The following is a 17,563-nucleotide window of genomic DNA, read 5'->3' on the forward strand; positions in this document are numbered from 1 at the left end:
GATCAGCGCGCCTGCGCCGACAGTGCGATGAGCCGTTCGGCCACGCGGTCCAGCGGCACCACTTCCTGCGCGGCGCCCAGCTTGTAGGCGGCGCCCGGCATGCCCCAGACCACGCTGCTGGCTTCGTCCTGTACCAGGGTGGGGGCGCCGGCCTGCAGCATTTCCAGCAGGCCGCGCGCGCCGTCGTCGCCCATGCCGGTGAGGATGGCGCCCACCGCATTGGGCCCGGCATTGGCAGCGACCGAGCGGAACAGCACATCCACCGCCGGCTTGTGCCGATTGACCGGCGGGCCGTCGTCGATGCGGCAGCGCCAGCGCGCACCGTCGCGGATGATGCGCAGGTGCTGGCCGCCCGGCGGCAGATAGGCGTGGCCGGGCAGGATGGCTTCGCCATCGCTGGCCTCGCGCACCGACATCGCCGAGTGGCGGTTGAGGCGCTCGGCGAATGCGGTGCTGAAGCTGGCCGGCAGGTGCTGGGTCATCACCACCGCGGGCGCGTCGGCGGGCATGTGTTCGAGCACCACGCGCAGTGCTTCGGTGCCACCGGCGGAGGCGCCGATGGCGATCAGGCGGTCGGTGGTGCGGAAGCGCAGTGCGCTGCCCGGCACCGGCGCCGACTGCATGTCCAAGGTGACCTTGGGGGTGCTGGGGCGATTGAGCGCGCTGACCTTGGCCTTGGCGGCCATCTTGACCTTGCTGACGATCTCCTCGGCATAGCCTTCCAGCCCGCGCGCGACATCGATCTTGGGCTTGGACACGAAGTCCACCGCGCCCAGGGACAGGGCCTGCAGGGTGGTGTCGGCGCCGCGCTCGGTCAGCGACGAAATCATCACCACCGGCGTCGGCCGCAGCCGCATCAGGTTTTCCAGGAACACTAGGCCGTCCATGCGCGGCATTTCCACATCCAGCGTGAGCACGTCCGGATTGAGGCGTTTGATCTTTTCGCGCGCCAGCAGCGGGTCGGCGGCTGAGCCGACCACTTCGATGCCGGGGTCGCGCGAGAGGATTTCGGTGAGCATCTGACGTACCACCGCCGAATCGTCGACGATGAGGACACGTACGGGAGTTTCCAGCGTCATTCGAACAGCTCCACTCCACCGGTGACCGGTGCTTTGGACAGACGGGCACGCACGGCCGATTCGGCGGCGGCGACTTCGGCTTCGTGTGCGTGCGGCAGACGCTGCACGACCACCCGGCCGGTCGTCGGGAAGAACCACACCTTGCGCGGATGGATGCCGCACAGATCTTCGGCAATGATGGGAATGTGTTCGGCCTGCAGGTACTGGCGGACGAACTCGGCGTTGCGGGTGCCGACCGGGTTGCTGGTGAAGCCCTTGAGCACGTTGGCGCCGCCGAAGACCTTGGCTTCGATGCGTTTACGATGCGCGCCGCGCTTGAGCATGTCGTTGATCAGCAACTCCATCGCATAACTGCCGTAGCGCGCGGGTGCGCCATCGCCAACCTGACCTTCGGGCAGCAGGAAGTGATTCATGCCGCCGATCTTGAGCACCGGGTCGCGCAAGCAGGCTGCAACGCACGATCCCAAGGTGGTCGTCAACGCGGTGTCGTCGTCCACCACCAGGTATTGGGTGGGCAGCAGCTTGGCGGTGATGGTCTGGAAGCGCGAATCGCGGTACCGCATCACGTCATCGACTTGTACGGCGGTGCTCATGCAGAGGCTCCTGCGCGCGGGGCGCGCCGATACAGCGTGCGGCCGCACGGCTGGATCAGATCGGCCGCGTGCAGGTAGTTCTCCGAGTGCCCGGTGTAGAGCAGGCCGTCGTCGCCCATGTGGCTGACCAGACGCGACAGGATGCCGCGCTGGGTGGGCTTGTCGAAATAGATCATCACATTGCGGCAGAACAGCGCCGCGTACGGGCCGCCGACGTCGTAACGCGGGGCCAGCAGGTTCAGCTGGCGGTATTCGATGAGCTGGCGCAGCGCCGGAATCACCCGGCACTTGCCCTCGTTGGGGCCGCTGCCGCGCTGGAAGTACTTGCGCTTGATCGAGGCATCCAGCGAGGCGACGCGGTCGATGGCGTAGACGCCGCGCGAGGCGGTTTCCAGCACCTGGGTATCCACGTCGGTGGCCACGATGCTCACCGGCGGGGTCAGCGTGCCGAAGGCTTCGCAGGCGGTGATGGCGATGGAGTAGGGCTCCTCGCCGGTAGAGGCGGCGCACGACCAGATCTTCAATGGCGCCTGCGAGGCGCGCTTCTGCAGTTCTTCGCGCAGCTTGTCGAAGTGGTGCGGCTCGCGGAAGAACGAGGTCAGGTTGGTGGTCAGTGCGTTGGTGAACGCCTGCCATTCTTCCTCGTCGTTGCCGGCTTCCAGCTGGTCGAGGTAATCGCGGAACGAGCGCAGGCCGAGCACGCGCAGGCGGCGCGACAGGCGGCCATACACCATGTCGCGCTTGGCCGGGGCCAGGGCGATGCCGACACGCTGATAGATCAGGTCGCAAACGCGCTTGAAATCGCGGTCGCCGAAATCGAATTCGCGTGTGTCTGAAGCAGGAGTCGTAATCGTCATATCCATACGCGTCGTTAGCTATCACTGGATATCGGCCACGGAGCCGCGCAACTGAAGCGCCAATACGTGGATTGCGCGCGGTTGTGTTCGGTCGGCAGTGTGACTGGGCCGGGCTGCGCGTTTGTCGGGCGCGGCGCGCTGAAGCCGCACGCCGCGACATCCGCGGCAGCGTGCGCGCGCAGGGGGCAACGTAGATCCCCGCTCCAGCAGTGGCTCCAAATGCACAACGCCCCGGCAGGGCCGGGGCGTTGTGGGTGACAGCGGTGGATCAGAACTCTTGCCAGTTACCGTCGGCCAGGGCGGCCTGTGGCGTGGCAGGTCGCGCGGACGTTGCCGCAGTGCGCGGGGCCGGCTTGGCGGCGTTCTTGACGCCAACCGGACGCGATGCCACCGGACGCACGCGGGCCTGCGCGGCGACGGCGGCCGGTTCGTCCAGCTTGAACACCGACACCGCTTCGGCCAGGTGGCCGGCCTGCTCTTCCATCGAGCGGGCGGCGGCGGTGGCTTCTTCCACCAACGCGGCGTTCTGCTGGGTGGTCTCGTCCATCTGGGTGATGGTCTGGTTGACCTGCTCGATGCCGGCCGACTGCTCCTGCGAAGCGGCCGAAATCTCGCCCATGATGTCGGTGACGCGCTGCACGCTGGCCACGATGTCGGCCATGGTGGCACCGGCCTTGCGCACCAGTGCCGAGCCTTCGGCGACCTTGTGCACGGAATCGTCGATCAGGCCCTTGATCTCCTTGGCCGCACCGGCCGAGCGCTGTGCCAGCGTGCGCACTTCCGAGGCCACCACCGCAAAGCCGCGGCCCTGTTCGCCGGCACGCGCGGCTTCCACCGCGGCATTCAAGGCCAGGATGTTGGTCTGGAACGCAATGCCGTCGATGACGCTGATGATGTCGGCGATCTTCTTGGACGAGGCTTCGATGCCGGACATGGTGGTGACCACCTGCGACACCACCTCGCCGCCCTGCGAGGCCACACCGGTGGCGCCGATCGCCAGCTGATTGGCCTGGCGGGCGCTTTCGGCGTTCTGCCGGACGGTGGAGGTGAGCTCCTCCATCGAGGCGGCGGTTTCTTCCAGGTTGGCGGCCTGCTGTTCGGTACGGTGCGACAGGTCGGTGTTGCCGGAGGCGATCTCGCCGGCCGCCGCGTTGATGGCGGTGGACGAAGACTTGATGCGCCCGACGATGTCGGCCAGCTGTTCGGCGGTGGCATTGGCATCGTCACGCATCTGCGCGAACACGCCGCTGAACTGGCCGTGCATGCGCACGGTGAGGTCGCCACGCGACAACGCAGACAGCAGCGCCGAAATCTGCTCGATGCTGGCGGCGTTGGCATCCAGCAAGCCGTTGAGCTGCTGCGCCAGCTGCAGGAAGAAGCCCTGCTTGCCGTCGGTTTCCACCCGGCCGCTCATGTCGCCGCTGGCGGCGGCACGCACGATGCGGGCGACTTCTTCTTCGACCTGGACTTCGATGGTGCGGTCGCGCCATTCGCAGACTTCGCCGGTATTCTCGCCGTGCTCGTTCTTGATGCCGGTGACCGTCTGCGCCAGCACCACTTCGCCGAAACGTTCTTCGAAGCTGGTGACGCCATCGCTTTCAAGCGCGGCAATGGCCTTGCGCACGGTCGCATCCGACAGGCCCAGGTAGCTGATGTGCTGGCCGATGACCTTGTTGGCATCGAATTCCGGCGAGGCCAGGCGGATGCTGCTCTCGTACTGCGCAACGATCTTCTTGAACGCGTCGTTGGCGTAGATCATGACGCGGTCGGGATCGGTGATGAAGGTGCCGGTGGACGACTTGTCCAGCGCGGTACGGATACGCAGGTTTTCGTCGGCGATGGTGCGGTCGCGTTCGATGCGCTCCTTCAGATCGCGCTGCATGCGCTGCATGGAACGCATCAGTTCGCCCACTTCATCCTGGCCCTGCACGTTGATCTGGCCGTCCAGCTTGCCGCCGGCGATCTCGGTGGCGGTGCTGACCGCACCACGCATGCTGCGCACGATGGCGCGGGCAAACAGGAACGCCAGGCCCAGGCCGCCGGCAATGCCGATCAGCAACACCAGCAGGGTCAGCGTGACCGAGGTGGCGTGGACCTTTTCGGCCTTGGTCTTGGCAGCCTGTGCCAGCAGGTTGTCTTCGGCGATCAACGCGGCCAGCGAATCCTTGGCCTTGTTGTGCAGGGTGCGGGTTTCGCCGACAAAGGTGTCGACCGCATCGTCGGGCAGGTTCAGTTCGACCATTTCGTCGACGCTGGCGTAGGAGGCGGCGGCCTTCTTCCAGTCCGCCACGAAGACGTCGAAGAGTTTTTTCTGTTGCGGGCTTTCGATCAGGCGCGGGTAGCCCTTGATCGTGGCTTCGATTTCGCCATTGAGGCGCTTGGCGCGGACCTTGGCTTCCTGCTTGACCGCGTCGCTGGCGCGCACGAGGTTCTGATAAGACGCATTCCGGTATTCGCCGAGCATGCCGCGCAGATCGCCGGCTTCGCGCACGCTGGACATGGTGTTGCCGGCCAGGTCGCGGGTGACGTTGTTGAGCGATGCCAGGCCCGCATAGGCGATGATTCCCTGCACCAGCATGATCAGCAGCACGATGCCGAATGCGAGCATCAGGCGCGGCATCAACTTCAGATTATTGATCCATTGCATTGACACGATTCCCCGTAGAAGTCAGTCCGCATAATCCACACAGCACATCGCCACGCGTGCGCGTGGCGATGTGCGAGGCGATTACTTGATGGTGGCGAGCTTCAGGCTGGCCGGGGAGCTGACTTCGATTTCGGCGCGCGAGCTGTCGCGCTGGATCTTGCCGAGGACGCAGACGTCCTTGCCTTCCAGGGATTCGGGGGCAAAGCTGAACTTGCCGCGGTTGGCGCCGTCGATGCGGGCCGAGAAGGTGTGGCGCGGGAACATGCCGCCCATGTACAGGAAGGTGGGCTCACCTTCCGAGCTCTGCGCGTACTTGGCCTTTTCGACCTTGCCGCACACCATGCCGTCCTTGCCGACGAAGCGGGTGGCCATCTCCGGCGGAATCATTTCCTGCGACTGAGCCGACAGCGTGGGAGCAACGATCACGAGAGCAGCGACGGGGAGGAGCGAGAGCAGGAACTTCATGTGGATTCTCCAGAATCGAAAGTCGAACAGTGACCCGTTTGTAAACGCGGGCTTCTATTCAGCTATCGGCTAGCTCCGGTTCAACTTGAATCCAAAAAACGTGAGTCACATCGCACTTTGATTCGGCCGTGCGTCGCGTGTCGGGGAGCTCCTGACACCTGATGGTCGTACCGGCGGTCCAGAAACCGCTGCGGCCGTCTGATTGCGTGTGGGCTGCCGGAGTGCGACGTGCAAACGCACATCGCAGTCACTGCCAGTCACACGCCATCTGACGACCGCGGGCACCGCTACGTCCGTCGCGTCGCTCGGACGCGTCGATCGGCAACGCCGATCAGGCGGCTTCTTCGGCCGGCTGCTGCTGACCCAGCTCGGTGCTGTCCAGCAGGGTTTCGATGTCCAGCAGGATCAGCATGCGATCGTCCTGGGTACCGATGCCGGAAATGAAGCGGGTGTCCACCGAGGCGCCGAATTCGGGGGTCGGGCGGATCTGGTCGTCATTGAGCGGGATGACGTCCGAGACGCTGTCGACCACGATGCCGACCACGCGGTCTTCGACGTTGAGCACGATCATGACGGTGAAGGCGTCGTAGCGCGCTTCTTTCAGGCGCAACTTCAGGCGCAGGTCGATCACCGGCACGATGGTGCCGCGCAGGTTGATCACACCCTTGATGTAATCGGGCGCGTCCGGCAGGCGGGTGACCGAATCGTAGCCGCGGATTTCCTGCACTTTCAGGATGTCCACGCCGTAGTGTTCTTCGCCCAGGGCGAAGCTGAGGAATTCACCACCGGTGCCGGTGGCAGTGCTTTTGTCGTTCATGAAAACTCCGGGCGTTGCGGCTGAGTGTCAGGTTGCGGCACAGGGTTGAAAGGGGGTTGCCATAGCAACATCGGCGCCGCGCTCGGCAACTTTAGGTGCGTGCCGGGGACGGTACGGTCGGGTTCAGAACACGCCGCTCTTGCGCGCATTGCGCTGGCGGTCGACCCGGAAGATGTAGCGCTGGATGGTTTCATCGGCGCCGCGCGGCAGGTCGCTGTACTGCATGCCGACCCGGAAGCCTTCGCTGCCGTTGGGCAGGGTCTGCTTGTGCTGGCTGCAGACCGTGAGCGGCAGCGCGATCGGCGCGGCATCGGGCAGTTGCAGGGTGCAGTTGCGGTAGGTGCGCTGCGGTTCGAGCAGGGGCATGCCGGCAGTGAGCGAGACGGCCAGGCCGCCGCTGCTGATGTCGATCACACGCAGCTGCAGGTTGAGGTTGCCGCCCTGCGCGTCGTCCTGGCGGATGATGCAGATGGGGGAGTCGGTGATCGGCGTCTCCAGCCGGTACGACTCGCGGCGCTGCAGGTGGTACATCACTTCCGGCAGCTCGGCGCGGAAGGCGACGTGGATGTCGCGCTCCAGGCGTTCGGCCTTGTCCAGGCGGAAGCGGATGTTGACCCGTTCCAGCTGGGCGTAGCACAGCAGGTACTTGGCGCCTTCGATGGCGCGGTTGGAGGCATCGTTATGGCTGCCGTCCAGGATCACGCAGTCGTCGTCTTCGTCGATTTCCAGCACGGCGGTGGGCACGGCCATGTCGCGGCCAGCCACGTGCATGGTCACCACGGCGCGTTGGTCCAACAGCTGGCGCAACAACCCACGGATCTGCCGCTTGTTGCGCAGCAGGTAACGCTCGTCACCTTCGGCGAGGTGATCGGCATCGTGGTCCAGCTCTGACTCTGAGGTATCGCCTTGGGACATGGGCACAAGCACAGTGGAAGCGGGATGAGGCCCGGAAGGTTGTCCCGGCGTCGCCTTGATATCGGCGGCAAAGCGAAATCTTTAAGCGCCGCTGACAAGATACGTTCGCTAAATCACCAGCCAACCGTCTGGCGTGGTGTCCTCGCCGATTGCGGGACCGTGTGGCGGCATGGATGCCGCCACTGAGACTCCACGGACGGATTCACGGCATGTCCCGCGAGCGGTGAGGGCGCCGAGCGCTTGACCAGACTTGAAGATCGCCAAGGGTTTGCGAGACGCGCATTTTAGGCGTCTCGACCTGATCGCTCGCTACGGACGGATCAGGCGCAGAGCGGATGGTCTGCGCCTTTGCTGCAGGGCCCTTGCCCGCCCACCATCGCAGGACACGCTGCAAGTACGTCCTTGTAAGCTCCGTGGCGGCATCCATGCCGCCAAGGGTCCTGCGACGGTGGGCGGGCAAGGACCAGTCGTGTTGGTCGGTGTGCAGAGCTATCAGCAGAGCAACGAGCAAACCATGCGATGCGGTGTCTTCGCTCTTCAGTAAAACCGCCAGCCAACTGTCTGGCGTGGCGTCCTCGCCGATTGCGGGACCGTGTAGCGGCATGGATGCCGCCACCGAGCCTATAGGGAAGTACTTGCGGCGTGTCCCGCGAGCGGTGAGGGCGCCGCGCCCTCGACCGGAATTGAGGATCGCCAAGCGCTCGCGAGACTCACCATGCAGTTGTCGCTACCTGATTGCTTGACCCGGGCAGCAAAGGCGAAGAGCGGATGGTCTGCGCCTTTGCTGCAGGGCCCTTTCCCGCCCACCATCGCAGGACACGCCGCAAGTACATCCCTGTAGGCTCCGTGGCGGCATCCATGCCGCCAAGGGTCCTGCGACGGTGGGCGGGCAAGGACCAGTCGAGTTGGCTGGTGCGCAAAGTTCTCAACAAGCAACGGCAAGCCGCGACACGCTGTCTGATTCTTCAACAAAACCACCAGCCAACTGTCTGGCGTGGTGTCCTCGCCGATTGCGGGACCGTGTGGCGGCATGGATGCCGCCACCGAGCCTACAGGGACGTACTTGCGGCGTGTCCCGCGAGCGGTGAGGGCGCCGCGCCCTCGACCGGACTTGAAGACGGCCAAGCGATCGCGACACGCACGATGCAGATGTCGCTACATGATTGCCTAATCCCGGCAGCAAAGATGCAGAGCGGATGGTCTGCGCCTTTGCTGCAGGATCCCGGCCCGCCCACCATCCCAGGACACGCTGCAAGTACGTCCTTGCAGCATGGCGCTCTGCGCGCGCGTCGTTGTGGCGCCTTGAATCAGCTGTAGGCGTGACGTGCGTTGGCCAGCAGGGTGCTCAGGCGATCTTCCTGTTCGAGCCGGAACACAGCCACTGCGTCCACCAGCTGCGCGGCCTGGTCTTCCATCGCGCGTGCGGCTGCCGTTGCTTCTTCCACCAGGGCGGCGTTCTGCTGGGTGGTTTCGTCCATCTGGGTGACGGTCTGGTTGACCTGGGTGATGCCGGCGGCCTGCTCGCGCGAGGCGCTGGTGATTTCGCCCATGATGTCGGTGACGCGCTGCACCGAGCTCACCACTTGCTGCATGGTGCTGCCGGCTTCGGAGGCCAGTGCAGCGCCGTTACCGATGCGGGTCACCGAATCTTCGATCAGGTGCTTGATCTCCTTGGCGGCGCCGGCCGAACGCTGGGCCAGCGTGCGTACTTCGCTGGCGACCACGGCAAAGCCACGGCCCTGTTCGCCGGCACGGGCGGCTTCCACGGCGGCGTTCAAGGCCAGGATGTTGGTCTGGAAGGCGATGCCGTCGATGACGCTGATGATCTCGGCGATCTTCTTGGACGAGGTGTCGATGTCGGCCATGGTGCTGACCACGCGGCCGACCACGTCGCCGCCCTTGGCCGCCACGCCGGCGGCATCCAGCACCAGGCGGTTGGCCTGGTCGGCATTGTCGGCATTCTGCTTGACGGTGGCGGTGAGCTCTTCCATCGAGGCGGCGGTTTCTTCCAGCGCGGCAGCCTGCTGTTCGGTACGGCGCGACAGGTCGCCGTTGCCGGTGGCGATTTCGGTGGCCGCGGAGTTGATCGCCAGCGACGAGTCCTTGATCCGGCGAACGATGCCGGCCAGCTGGTCGGCGGTGGCATTGGCGTCGTCGCGGATGGTGGCGAACACGCCTTGCAGGTCGCCGTCCATGCGCGCGGTCAGGTCGCCCTGCGACAGCGAGGAGAGCAACGACGATACGCGCGACAGGCCGTCGGCGTTGTTGTCCAGCAGGGCGTTGAGTTGCTGGGCGAGCAACAGCAGGAAGCCCTGCTTGCCGTCGATGCTGACACGCTCGCTCAGGTCGCCGGCGGCGGCGGCCTGCACGATGCGGGCCACTTCCTGTTCCACCTGGACTTCCTGGGTGCGGTCGGCCCACTCGACCACAAACCCCATGCGCTCGCCAGCGGCGCCAAGCACGGGGCTGACCACCAGGCGCATGGTGCGGCCTCCGACATGGATCTGTGCCACGTGCGTGCTGGTGAGCTGGTCGAGCATGCGCGCCTGATGCTCGGGCTTGCGATGGAACTGGTCGATGCTGGCATTGATCAGGGCATCGGCGTCGAAGTTGGGCAGGTCGCGGCGCAGCTCGTCCTGCACGCTCTTGAGCATGCGCTGCAGCGGACGATTGACGTAGATGATGCGGCGATCTGCATCGGCGATCATCACGTTGGTGCTGACATCGTCCAGCGCGGTACGCACGCGCAGCGCCTCGCTGGCGATCAGGTGGTCGCGTTCCAGGCGTGCGCGCAGGTCGTCGCGCATGGTGCGGGCGCTGAGCAGCAGACGGCCGAGTTCATCGTGGCGGTCGATTTCGATGGGGTTGTCCAGGCGGCCAGCGGCAACGTCGCCGAGCACGCGTTCCACTGCCGCCAACGGGCGGGTGACCATCTTGCGCGCGGCGATGAACACCACCGCGATGCACAAGGCCAGCACCACCAGCGAAAACAGCAGCATGCTGCCCAGCAGTTCGTTGAGCGGGCCGTCGATGGCGCTACGCGGCTGGGTGCCGATCACCGCCCACTGCCAGGGAGCATAACGCTGCGCGGTGACTTCGAAGGCCTGGCTGTTGCCCTTGGCATCGCGCAGTTGCAGGTTGGCGCTGGGCTGCTTGCCGTCCAGGACCGACTGCAGCGCGGCCTGCTGGTCGGCCGGCACCAGCGCCGACAAGGTTGCAGGGGTACCGGGCGGTGCGGCGATGATCTGGCCCTGGCGTTCGCCCGGTGCCATGTCGGCGATGACGAAATACCCGTCCTGGCCCAGCGTGGTCGCGCTGACCTGCGCCTTGAGCGCGGCCAGGCCCTGGGTGTAGTTGCGACCGACGAACAGTGCGCCGATCACCTCGCCGGCGTCGTTGCGCAGCGGTGCGTAGTGGGTCATGTACTGCTCGCCGAACAGCTGCGCCTGGCCGGTGAAGGGCTTGCCTTCGGACAGTGCGGCGTAGGCCTTGCCCTTGCGGTCGAGCAGGGTGCCGATCACGCGCTCGTTCTGCTTGTTGCGCAGCGAGGTGGTGATGCGCACGAAGTCGTCGCCGGTGCGCGCGAAGATGGTCGCAACGCCGCCTGTGGCCTGCGCAAAGCGGTCCACTGCCTCGAAGTTGAGATTCAGCGCCTGCTTGCCGGCGCGCAGCGACGGGGTGTTCTGCTCGCCGATGGTGACGGTGCTGGCGCTATCGAGTTCGCGCGCCCCGGCGGGGAGCATGTCATCGAACACGCTGCCCAGGCGCTGGGTGCCTTCGGTCAGGGTGACGTCGTACATCGCCACCGACTGCTGCATCAACCGGGTACTGGAGCGCAGCTCGGCCTTGACCTGCGATTCGATGTCGCCAGCGGACTGACGATAGATGGTCAGGGCCAGCAGGCCCAAAGAGATGGCGATGACCAGGGTCAGCAGTGCGGAGAGCCGCGTGCCGACAGAGAGGCGGTTGAAGGAATGCATGAGGAATCGACCTTGCCCGGGGGAGGGCGTTACGGATGCGTGAAGTCGATAGCGGCCGCCTATGCTTGAAATTGATGTTTTATGCCGAAATCTACATGAAACGGTGCATTGCGTTGGGTTTCCAGTTTATGAAATCGCTTTCAGCGCATTGAGCGTTTCTGGCATTTGTTATGGATGCATGAATATGAGCGCGTCTGGCTCAGTTAGCGGCCGGGTAGGGCACCCCAAAAAAAAGGGGCCGCTTCCCGTCGCCAGGGAAGCGGCCCGCAAGATTCGCAGTTGGCGAATCGAACGCTCTCGAATGCTGTGTGGTGCGGTGAACGGGTTGCGGAGCTGCTTAATGGCCGGCGGCCGCTGCCCGCTGCCGGCGAGTGGTGCCGCCGTCCCGCGCGGTCAGGCCGGTCGCCGCACCGTGCCAGGGAAGTGCGCGGCGCACGTCAGGCCGATCAGTGGCTCAGAACTCCTGCCATTCGCCAATCGTGGTGGTGGCCGCAGCGCCGGCGCTGCTGCGGGTGGAGGTGGAAGCCAGCACCGGGCGCGGTATGCGACGCGGCACGGCACCTGCGTGGCCAACCGGCGCACTGCGAGCGGCAAGCGGCAGATGGCGCTCGATCTTGAACACCGCCACCGCTTCGGTCAGTTGCTGGGCCTGTTCTTCCATCGCGCGGGCGGCGGCGGTGGCTTCTTCCACCAGTGCAGCGTTCTGCTGGGTGGCCTCGTCCATCTGGGTGACGGTGAGGTTGACCTGCTCGATGCCGGCCGACTGCTCCTGCGATGCGGCGGAGATTTCGCTCATGATGTCGGTGACGCGCTGCACCGATGCCACGATCTCGGCCATGGTGCGGCCGGCCTGGTCCACCAGCTGCGAGCCATCGGCCACACGTTGCACGGAGTCGCCGATCAGGTCCTTGATCTCCTTGGCGGCCGCCGAAGAACGCTGCGCCAAGGTGCGCACTTCCGAGGCCACCACCGCAAACCCACGCCCCTGTTCGCCGGCGCGCGCCGCTTCCACTGCGGCGTTCAAGGCCAGGATATTGGTCTGGAAGGCAATGCCATCGATGACGGAGATGATGTCTGCGATCTTCTTCGAGGACGCCTGGATGCCGGCCATGGTGTCGACCACCTTGCCGACCACTTCACCACCTTGCGAAGCCACACTGGCCGCGCCGATGGCCAGCTGATTGGCCTGCCGAGCGCCCTCGGCATTCTGCTTGACGGTCGAGGTGAGCTCCTCCATGGACGCTGCGGTTTCTTCCAGGTTGGCAGCCTGCTGCTCGGTGCGCTGCGACAGGTCGTTGTTGCCGGCGGCAATTTCGCTGGCAGCGGCATTGATCGACACCGCCGAGGTCTGGATATGCCCGACGATGCCGGCCAGCTGGGTGGCGGTGGCATTGGCATCGTCGCGCATCTGCGCGAACACGCCCTTGAAGTCGCCGTCCATGCGCGCGGTGAGGTCGCCGGCGGCAATCGCCTGCAGCATGCCCGACAGCGATTGCAGGCTGCCGTCGGCGGTGGCCATCAGCTGGTTGAGGCTTTCGACCATGATGCGGAAATCGAACTGGAACTGCGCCGCGTCGCCGCGCGCACTGAAATCGCCATCGGCCGCGGCCGTTGCCAGCTGTTTGATCTGCTGGTTCATCGCTGCCAGATTGGCTTTGACCTGCGCCATGGTGTCGGTGAGGGTGGCCTTTTCGCCCGGCAGCTGGTCCATGTCTTCGCTCAGGTCGCCGATGGCGTAGCGGCCCATGATCTGCGCAAGGCGCGTGGTGACCTGGATGTGGCTGTCGACCAGGGTGTTGGTGTCGCCGGCCATGCGGCCGAAGTCGCCTGGGAACACGCCGGCATCCATGCGGAAACTGATCTGGCCGGCATCGTGGCGCTTGGCCATGTCCAGCTGGGCGGTGATGAGGTTGCGCACCTGCGATTGCATGGCGTCCATGGCCTGCAGCAGGCGGCCGGTCTCGTCGCGGGCATCGGTGTGCACGGCGTTGTCCAGCTTGCCGCGGGCAATGGCTTCGGCGGCGCCGGTGGCGCGATTCAACGGGCCGGTGAGGCTGCGGGTGATCAACAGGCCCAGGGTGCCGCTGAGCAGCAGCACCAGCAGCGAACCGCCGACCAGCAGCTTGCGCGAATCGTCCATCGATTGCAGCGCCACGGCCGCGGCTTCGGCGGCGAGCTTGTCCTGCAGTGCGATGTTTTCGCCGATCTTGTCCTGCCATTGCTGCAGCGCCGGTGCGGCCTGGGTGAGCAGCAGCGGCAGCGCTTCATCGCTGTGGCCGGACATCACCAGGTCGATCACCTTGTTGTTCAACTCCCGCACCGGACCGGTAAGCTGGTCGATATCTTCGCGGATGGCCTTGCCCTGCTCGGACGAGGGCAGCGCGTACAGCGCCTGCCTGGCCTTGGCGTAGTCGGCCCGTGCGGTCTTGATCTTCTCGATGAATCGCAGGTTGTCTGCGTCGCTGGTCGGCAGCACCACATTGCGCAGCTCGGCGGCGATGACGTAATTGGCATTCATCATGTCGTTGGAAAGGCGGATCTTGGTCATGTTCTGGTGCACCAGCGCATCGACCAGCCCGCGCGCCGAGCTCAGGCCGCGATAGCCGATGAAGGCGATGAAGCCGGACAGCAGAATCAGCACGGTGAAGGCGCCGGCCAGACGTGGCCCGACATTGAAGCGCTGCAGAAAAGAAGTCATGGGGTCGCTCGACTCGAAGGTGGGTTGCGTGGCTGGCGGCGGACGACGCGCTGCGGTGCGCTCGTGTCCGCTTGCAGCGCGCCCAGTGGTAACGGCGCGGCAATCGGCGAATTGAGCGGGATGCACACTGCCGGTACAGCGCTGGATCACGCAGGTGAGGGGCGCGTGCGGATGTGTTGTCGCTGTGGTTGAACTGTGCCGAATTGTTGGCCGGCAGCGCCTGAATTCACCCATTCTGCGTGCCCTACGCGCGCCGCTGCAGTGCGGCCCAACTGCGCTTTCACCTGGCATGCACGGCGTGGGTGGGCAACGCGAGGCTGCCATGACGATGGCGACGGCGATGCTCGGACGATCTCGTGGCCTTCAGCACTGCTCGCCTCGATCGCGCCGCCTCTTCGAAGGGCGCCTTGCGCGTCGCGCTTGCGTTGCCGACGACCGCGATATGCCCAGCGGGTGGAATATCCACGAACGCGCGGATGCAATGCCGCTTGGTCGACGCGCAGGACCACTGCATTGCGATCCGGGTGGTCGCAGCCGCGGTGTCTGTGTGGACCAGAGAAGACACAAGGCCGGCCCGTCACCGGGCCAGCCTTGTGTCGATGTCGTGCGATGTTCAGCGCTGATCGCGGTGCGTGCGACTCCGACAGCGCGCACTGCCGTCAGCGGCAGTGTCACCCATGCTCAAGGCGTGCGGTGCATCGCGGGGAGCTCAGAACTCCTGCCAGTCACCGAGATCGGCGGTCGATGTCGCGGCATGGGCGGAGCCACGTTGCCGGGCGGCGACGGTGCCGGAACCGGCAACCGGGCGCGCTGCGGGGCGCGCGTTGGCCGCTGCATTGGCAATGGCCGACAGCCGCCGCGCCACCGGTGCGGTGTTGGCCACCTTGAACACGGCCACCGCTTCGGTGAGCTGCTGTGCCTGCTCTTCCATTGCGCGGGCGGCGGCGGTGGCTTCTTCCACCAAAGCGGCGTTCTGCTGGGTGGTTTCGTCCATCTGGGTCACGGTCTGGTTGACCTGCTCGATCCCGGCATACTGCTCCTGCGAGGCCGAGGAAATTTCGCCCATGATGTTGGTGACGCGCTGCACGCTGGCGACGATGTCGGCCATGGTGGTGCCGGCCTGGTCGACCAGCGTGGCGCCTTGCGCGACCTTGTCCACCGAGTCGTCGATCAGGTGCTTGATCTCCTTGGCCGCACTGGCCGAGCGCTGGGCGAGGGTGCGCACCTCGGAGGCGACCACCGCAAAGCCGCGGCCCTGCTCACCGGCACGTGCCGCTTCCACTGCGGCATTCAGTGCCAGGATGTTGGTCTGGAAGGCGATGCCGTCGATGACGCTGATGATCTCGGCGATCTTCTTGGACGAGGCCTGGATATCGGACATGGTGGTGACCACGTTGGCCACCACTTCGCCGCCTTGCGAGGCGACCGCAGCGGCGCCGATGGCGAGCTGGTTGGCCTGGCTGGCGTGTTCGGCATTCTGCTTGACGGTGGAGGTGAGCTCTTCCATCGAGGCAGCGGTTTCTTCCAGGTTGGCCGCCTGCTGCTCGGTGCGTTGCGACAGGTCCTGGTTGCCGGTGGCGATTTCGCCGGAGGCCAGGCCGATCGCACCGGCTGCTTCCTGGATGCGGCCGACGATGTTGGCCAGCTGTTCGGCGGTGGCATTGGCGTCGTCGCGCATCTGCGCGAACACACCCTGATACTGGCCGCTCATGCGTGCGGTCAGGTCGCCGGCGGCGATCGACTGCAACAGGCCCGAGAGCGACTGCAGGTTGCCGTCGGCGGTAGCCATCAGGTGGTTGAGACTTTCGACCATGAGGCGGAAGTCGTACTGGAACTGCTCGGCATTGCCGCGTGCACTGAAGTCGCCATTGGCCGCCGCCTGGGCCAGGTGCTTGATTTCGTGATTCATCGTGGACAGGTTGTGCTTGACCTGATTCATCGCGGTGGTGATCGCGGCCTTTTCGCCGGGCAATTGCGGCATGTCTTCGCTCAGATCGCCGATGGCATAGCGTTCCACCAGGTGAATGGTCTGCATCTTGACCTTGATGTGCGCGGCGACCAGCTCGTTGGTGTCGTTGGCCATGCGCCCGAAGTCGCCCGGGAACGCGCCGGCATCCATGCGGAAGCTGATCTGGCCTTCGTCGTGGCGCTTGGCCATGTCCAGCTGCGCGGTGATCAGGTTGCGCACCTGGTCCTGCATCTTGTCCATGGCCTGCAACAGGCGGCCGGTTTCGTCGTTGGCCTGGGTGCGCACATCGTTATCGAGGCTGCCGTTGGCAATGGCCTCGGCGGCGCGCGTGGCCTGGGTCAGCGGACGCACCAGGCTGCGGGTGATCGCCCAACCCAGCAGGCCGCTGATCAACACCACCGCCAGGCCGCCGCCGATGAGCATCGCACGGCCGCGTGCCATGGCCGTGGTGGCGGCTTCATAGGCTTCGGTGGCGCGACGGCGCTGCAACGCCGCGTAGTCGGCCAGTGCGTCCTGCCACTGCTCGGTGGCCGGCGCAGCTTTCTGCAGCAACAGTGCCAGTGCTTCGTCGGGCTTGCCGCTCAAGCCCAGCGCCGCGACCTGCGCGTTGACCTTGTTGGCCGCCTGGCTGGCCTGGTCGATCTTCTGTCGCAGGGCCGTGGCCTCCGGCGATGCAGAAAACAGGTACAGCGTGCTGCGGCTGTCTTCATAGGCAGCGAGCTTGTCCTTGATGATGCCGGCAAAGCGCAGGTTGTCCGCCTCGGAGGTGGGCAACACGATGTTGCGCAGTTGCACGGCAACCGCCGAGCTGGCGTTGGTCATGTCCTGCAGGTGCTGCATGATCGTGATGTTGCGGTTGACCACGGTGTCGATGCGCTCGCGTGCTTGCGCCACCGTGTACAGCCCGGTGGCGACCAGCCCGCAGGACAGCAGGATCAGCGTGCCGAAGGCGAAGGTGAGGCGCTTGCCGACGTTGTACCGTTGTAGAAGAGCGATCATGTTGAAATCTCGAGGCAATGGGCGGGAAGGGGGAATGCGCATCGGCCAGGTCGCGTAGATCACTACGTCGAGCCGGGCCATGGCAGGCAGGCATCCAGCCCTCCGTCGGTGCCGGTGAGAGGTGTCACGCGGCAGTCGGTTGCGGGGCAGGTCTGCATGCTTGTGGTCGGTAACGGCGACTGCCGCGGCGCCTGAACTCGCTTGCGCGGCCGTGTACGGGCAGCCGTCACCGAGGTGATGCGGACGTGCACACGAGGGCTGGAAAGGCCGGTAATTGGATGATTGCCAGGCGTTGCGCGCGCGGCCAATTCACCGCTCGATCACGCCTCGGGCGTGATGGCTGTGTGCAGGCGGGCATGTTGCCGGGTGGATGCACCCGGCGAGGCGAGAGTGAAGCGAGGGCGGGGCGACGCGCCGGAGTCACCGGTGAGGTATGCGGCGCGCTGGCGCAATTGCTGAAGGGCGCAGCATCGGGGCCATCGCGGTGCGCGATGGTAGCCGCAGGCGCGCTACCTGCGTGCCGACCAACATCACGTCCACGGCA

10 protein-coding genes are annotated in these 17,563 nt (G+C 65.6%); all 10 read right to left on the minus strand.

Going from position 1 to position 17,563, the window contains the following annotated elements; genetic code table 11:
* Nucleotides 1-2: 2 nt before the first annotated feature.
* The gene (locus ACCQ10_RS09880; protein WP_047696216.1) at nt 3-1,079 is read right to left on the minus strand and encodes a protein-glutamate methylesterase/protein-glutamine glutaminase; all 1,077 of its coding nucleotides are present in this window, start codon (nt 1,077-1,079) and stop codon (nt 3-5) included.
* Nucleotides 1,076-1,672 (minus strand): chemoreceptor glutamine deamidase CheD, encoded by a 597-nt coding sequence (gene cheD, locus ACCQ10_RS09885; protein WP_024937701.1) that lies wholly within the window; start codon nt 1,670-1,672, stop codon nt 1,076-1,078. The genes ACCQ10_RS09880 and cheD overlap by 4 nt, the downstream gene beginning before the upstream one ends.
* The gene (locus ACCQ10_RS09890; protein WP_372362957.1) at nt 1,669-2,535 is read right to left on the minus strand and encodes a CheR family methyltransferase; all 867 of its coding nucleotides are present in this window, start codon (nt 2,533-2,535) and stop codon (nt 1,669-1,671) included. Before ACCQ10_RS09890 ends, cheD begins: the two co-directional genes overlap by 4 nt.
* Before the next feature lie 262 nt (nt 2,536-2,797).
* On the minus strand, nt 2,798-5,176 hold the full coding sequence (locus ACCQ10_RS09895; RefSeq protein WP_372362958.1) for a methyl-accepting chemotaxis protein: 2,379 nt from the start codon (nt 5,174-5,176) through the stop codon (nt 2,798-2,800).
* 81 nt (nt 5,177-5,257) lie between these two features.
* Nucleotides 5,258-5,641, minus strand: a complete 384-nt coding sequence (locus ACCQ10_RS09900) for a hypothetical protein (protein WP_005993867.1) — start codon at nt 5,639-5,641, stop codon at nt 5,258-5,260.
* A 331-nt stretch (nt 5,642-5,972) separates the two neighbouring features.
* Nucleotides 5,973-6,458 (minus strand): chemotaxis protein CheW, encoded by a 486-nt coding sequence (locus ACCQ10_RS09905; protein ID WP_372362959.1) that lies wholly within the window; start codon nt 6,456-6,458, stop codon nt 5,973-5,975.
* Nucleotides 6,459-6,581: 123 nt separating this feature from the next.
* A complete protein-coding gene (locus ACCQ10_RS09910; protein WP_184442490.1) occupies nt 6,582-7,373 on the minus strand; it encodes a flagellar brake protein in 792 nt (263 codons plus the stop codon).
* A gap of 1,307 nt (nt 7,374-8,680) precedes the next feature.
* Nucleotides 8,681-11,353, minus strand: a complete 2,673-nt coding sequence (locus ACCQ10_RS09915) for a methyl-accepting chemotaxis protein (RefSeq protein WP_372362961.1) — start codon at nt 11,351-11,353, stop codon at nt 8,681-8,683.
* A 454-nt stretch (nt 11,354-11,807) separates the two neighbouring features.
* Complete coding sequence (locus ACCQ10_RS09920) at nt 11,808-14,051, minus strand: methyl-accepting chemotaxis protein (RefSeq protein WP_372362962.1); 2,244 nt, start codon at nt 14,049-14,051, stop codon at nt 11,808-11,810.
* A 709-nt stretch (nt 14,052-14,760) separates the two neighbouring features.
* A complete protein-coding gene (locus tag ACCQ10_RS09925; protein WP_372362963.1) occupies nt 14,761-17,019 on the minus strand; it encodes a methyl-accepting chemotaxis protein in 2,259 nt (752 codons plus the stop codon).
* Between the last annotated feature and the right edge of the window lie 544 nt (nt 17,020-17,563).

Origin of the sequence: Xanthomonas sp. NCPPB 1325, assembly GCF_041477645.2 — a bacterium.
Lineage (GTDB): Bacteria > Pseudomonadota > Gammaproteobacteria > Xanthomonadales > Xanthomonadaceae > Xanthomonas > Xanthomonas cannabis.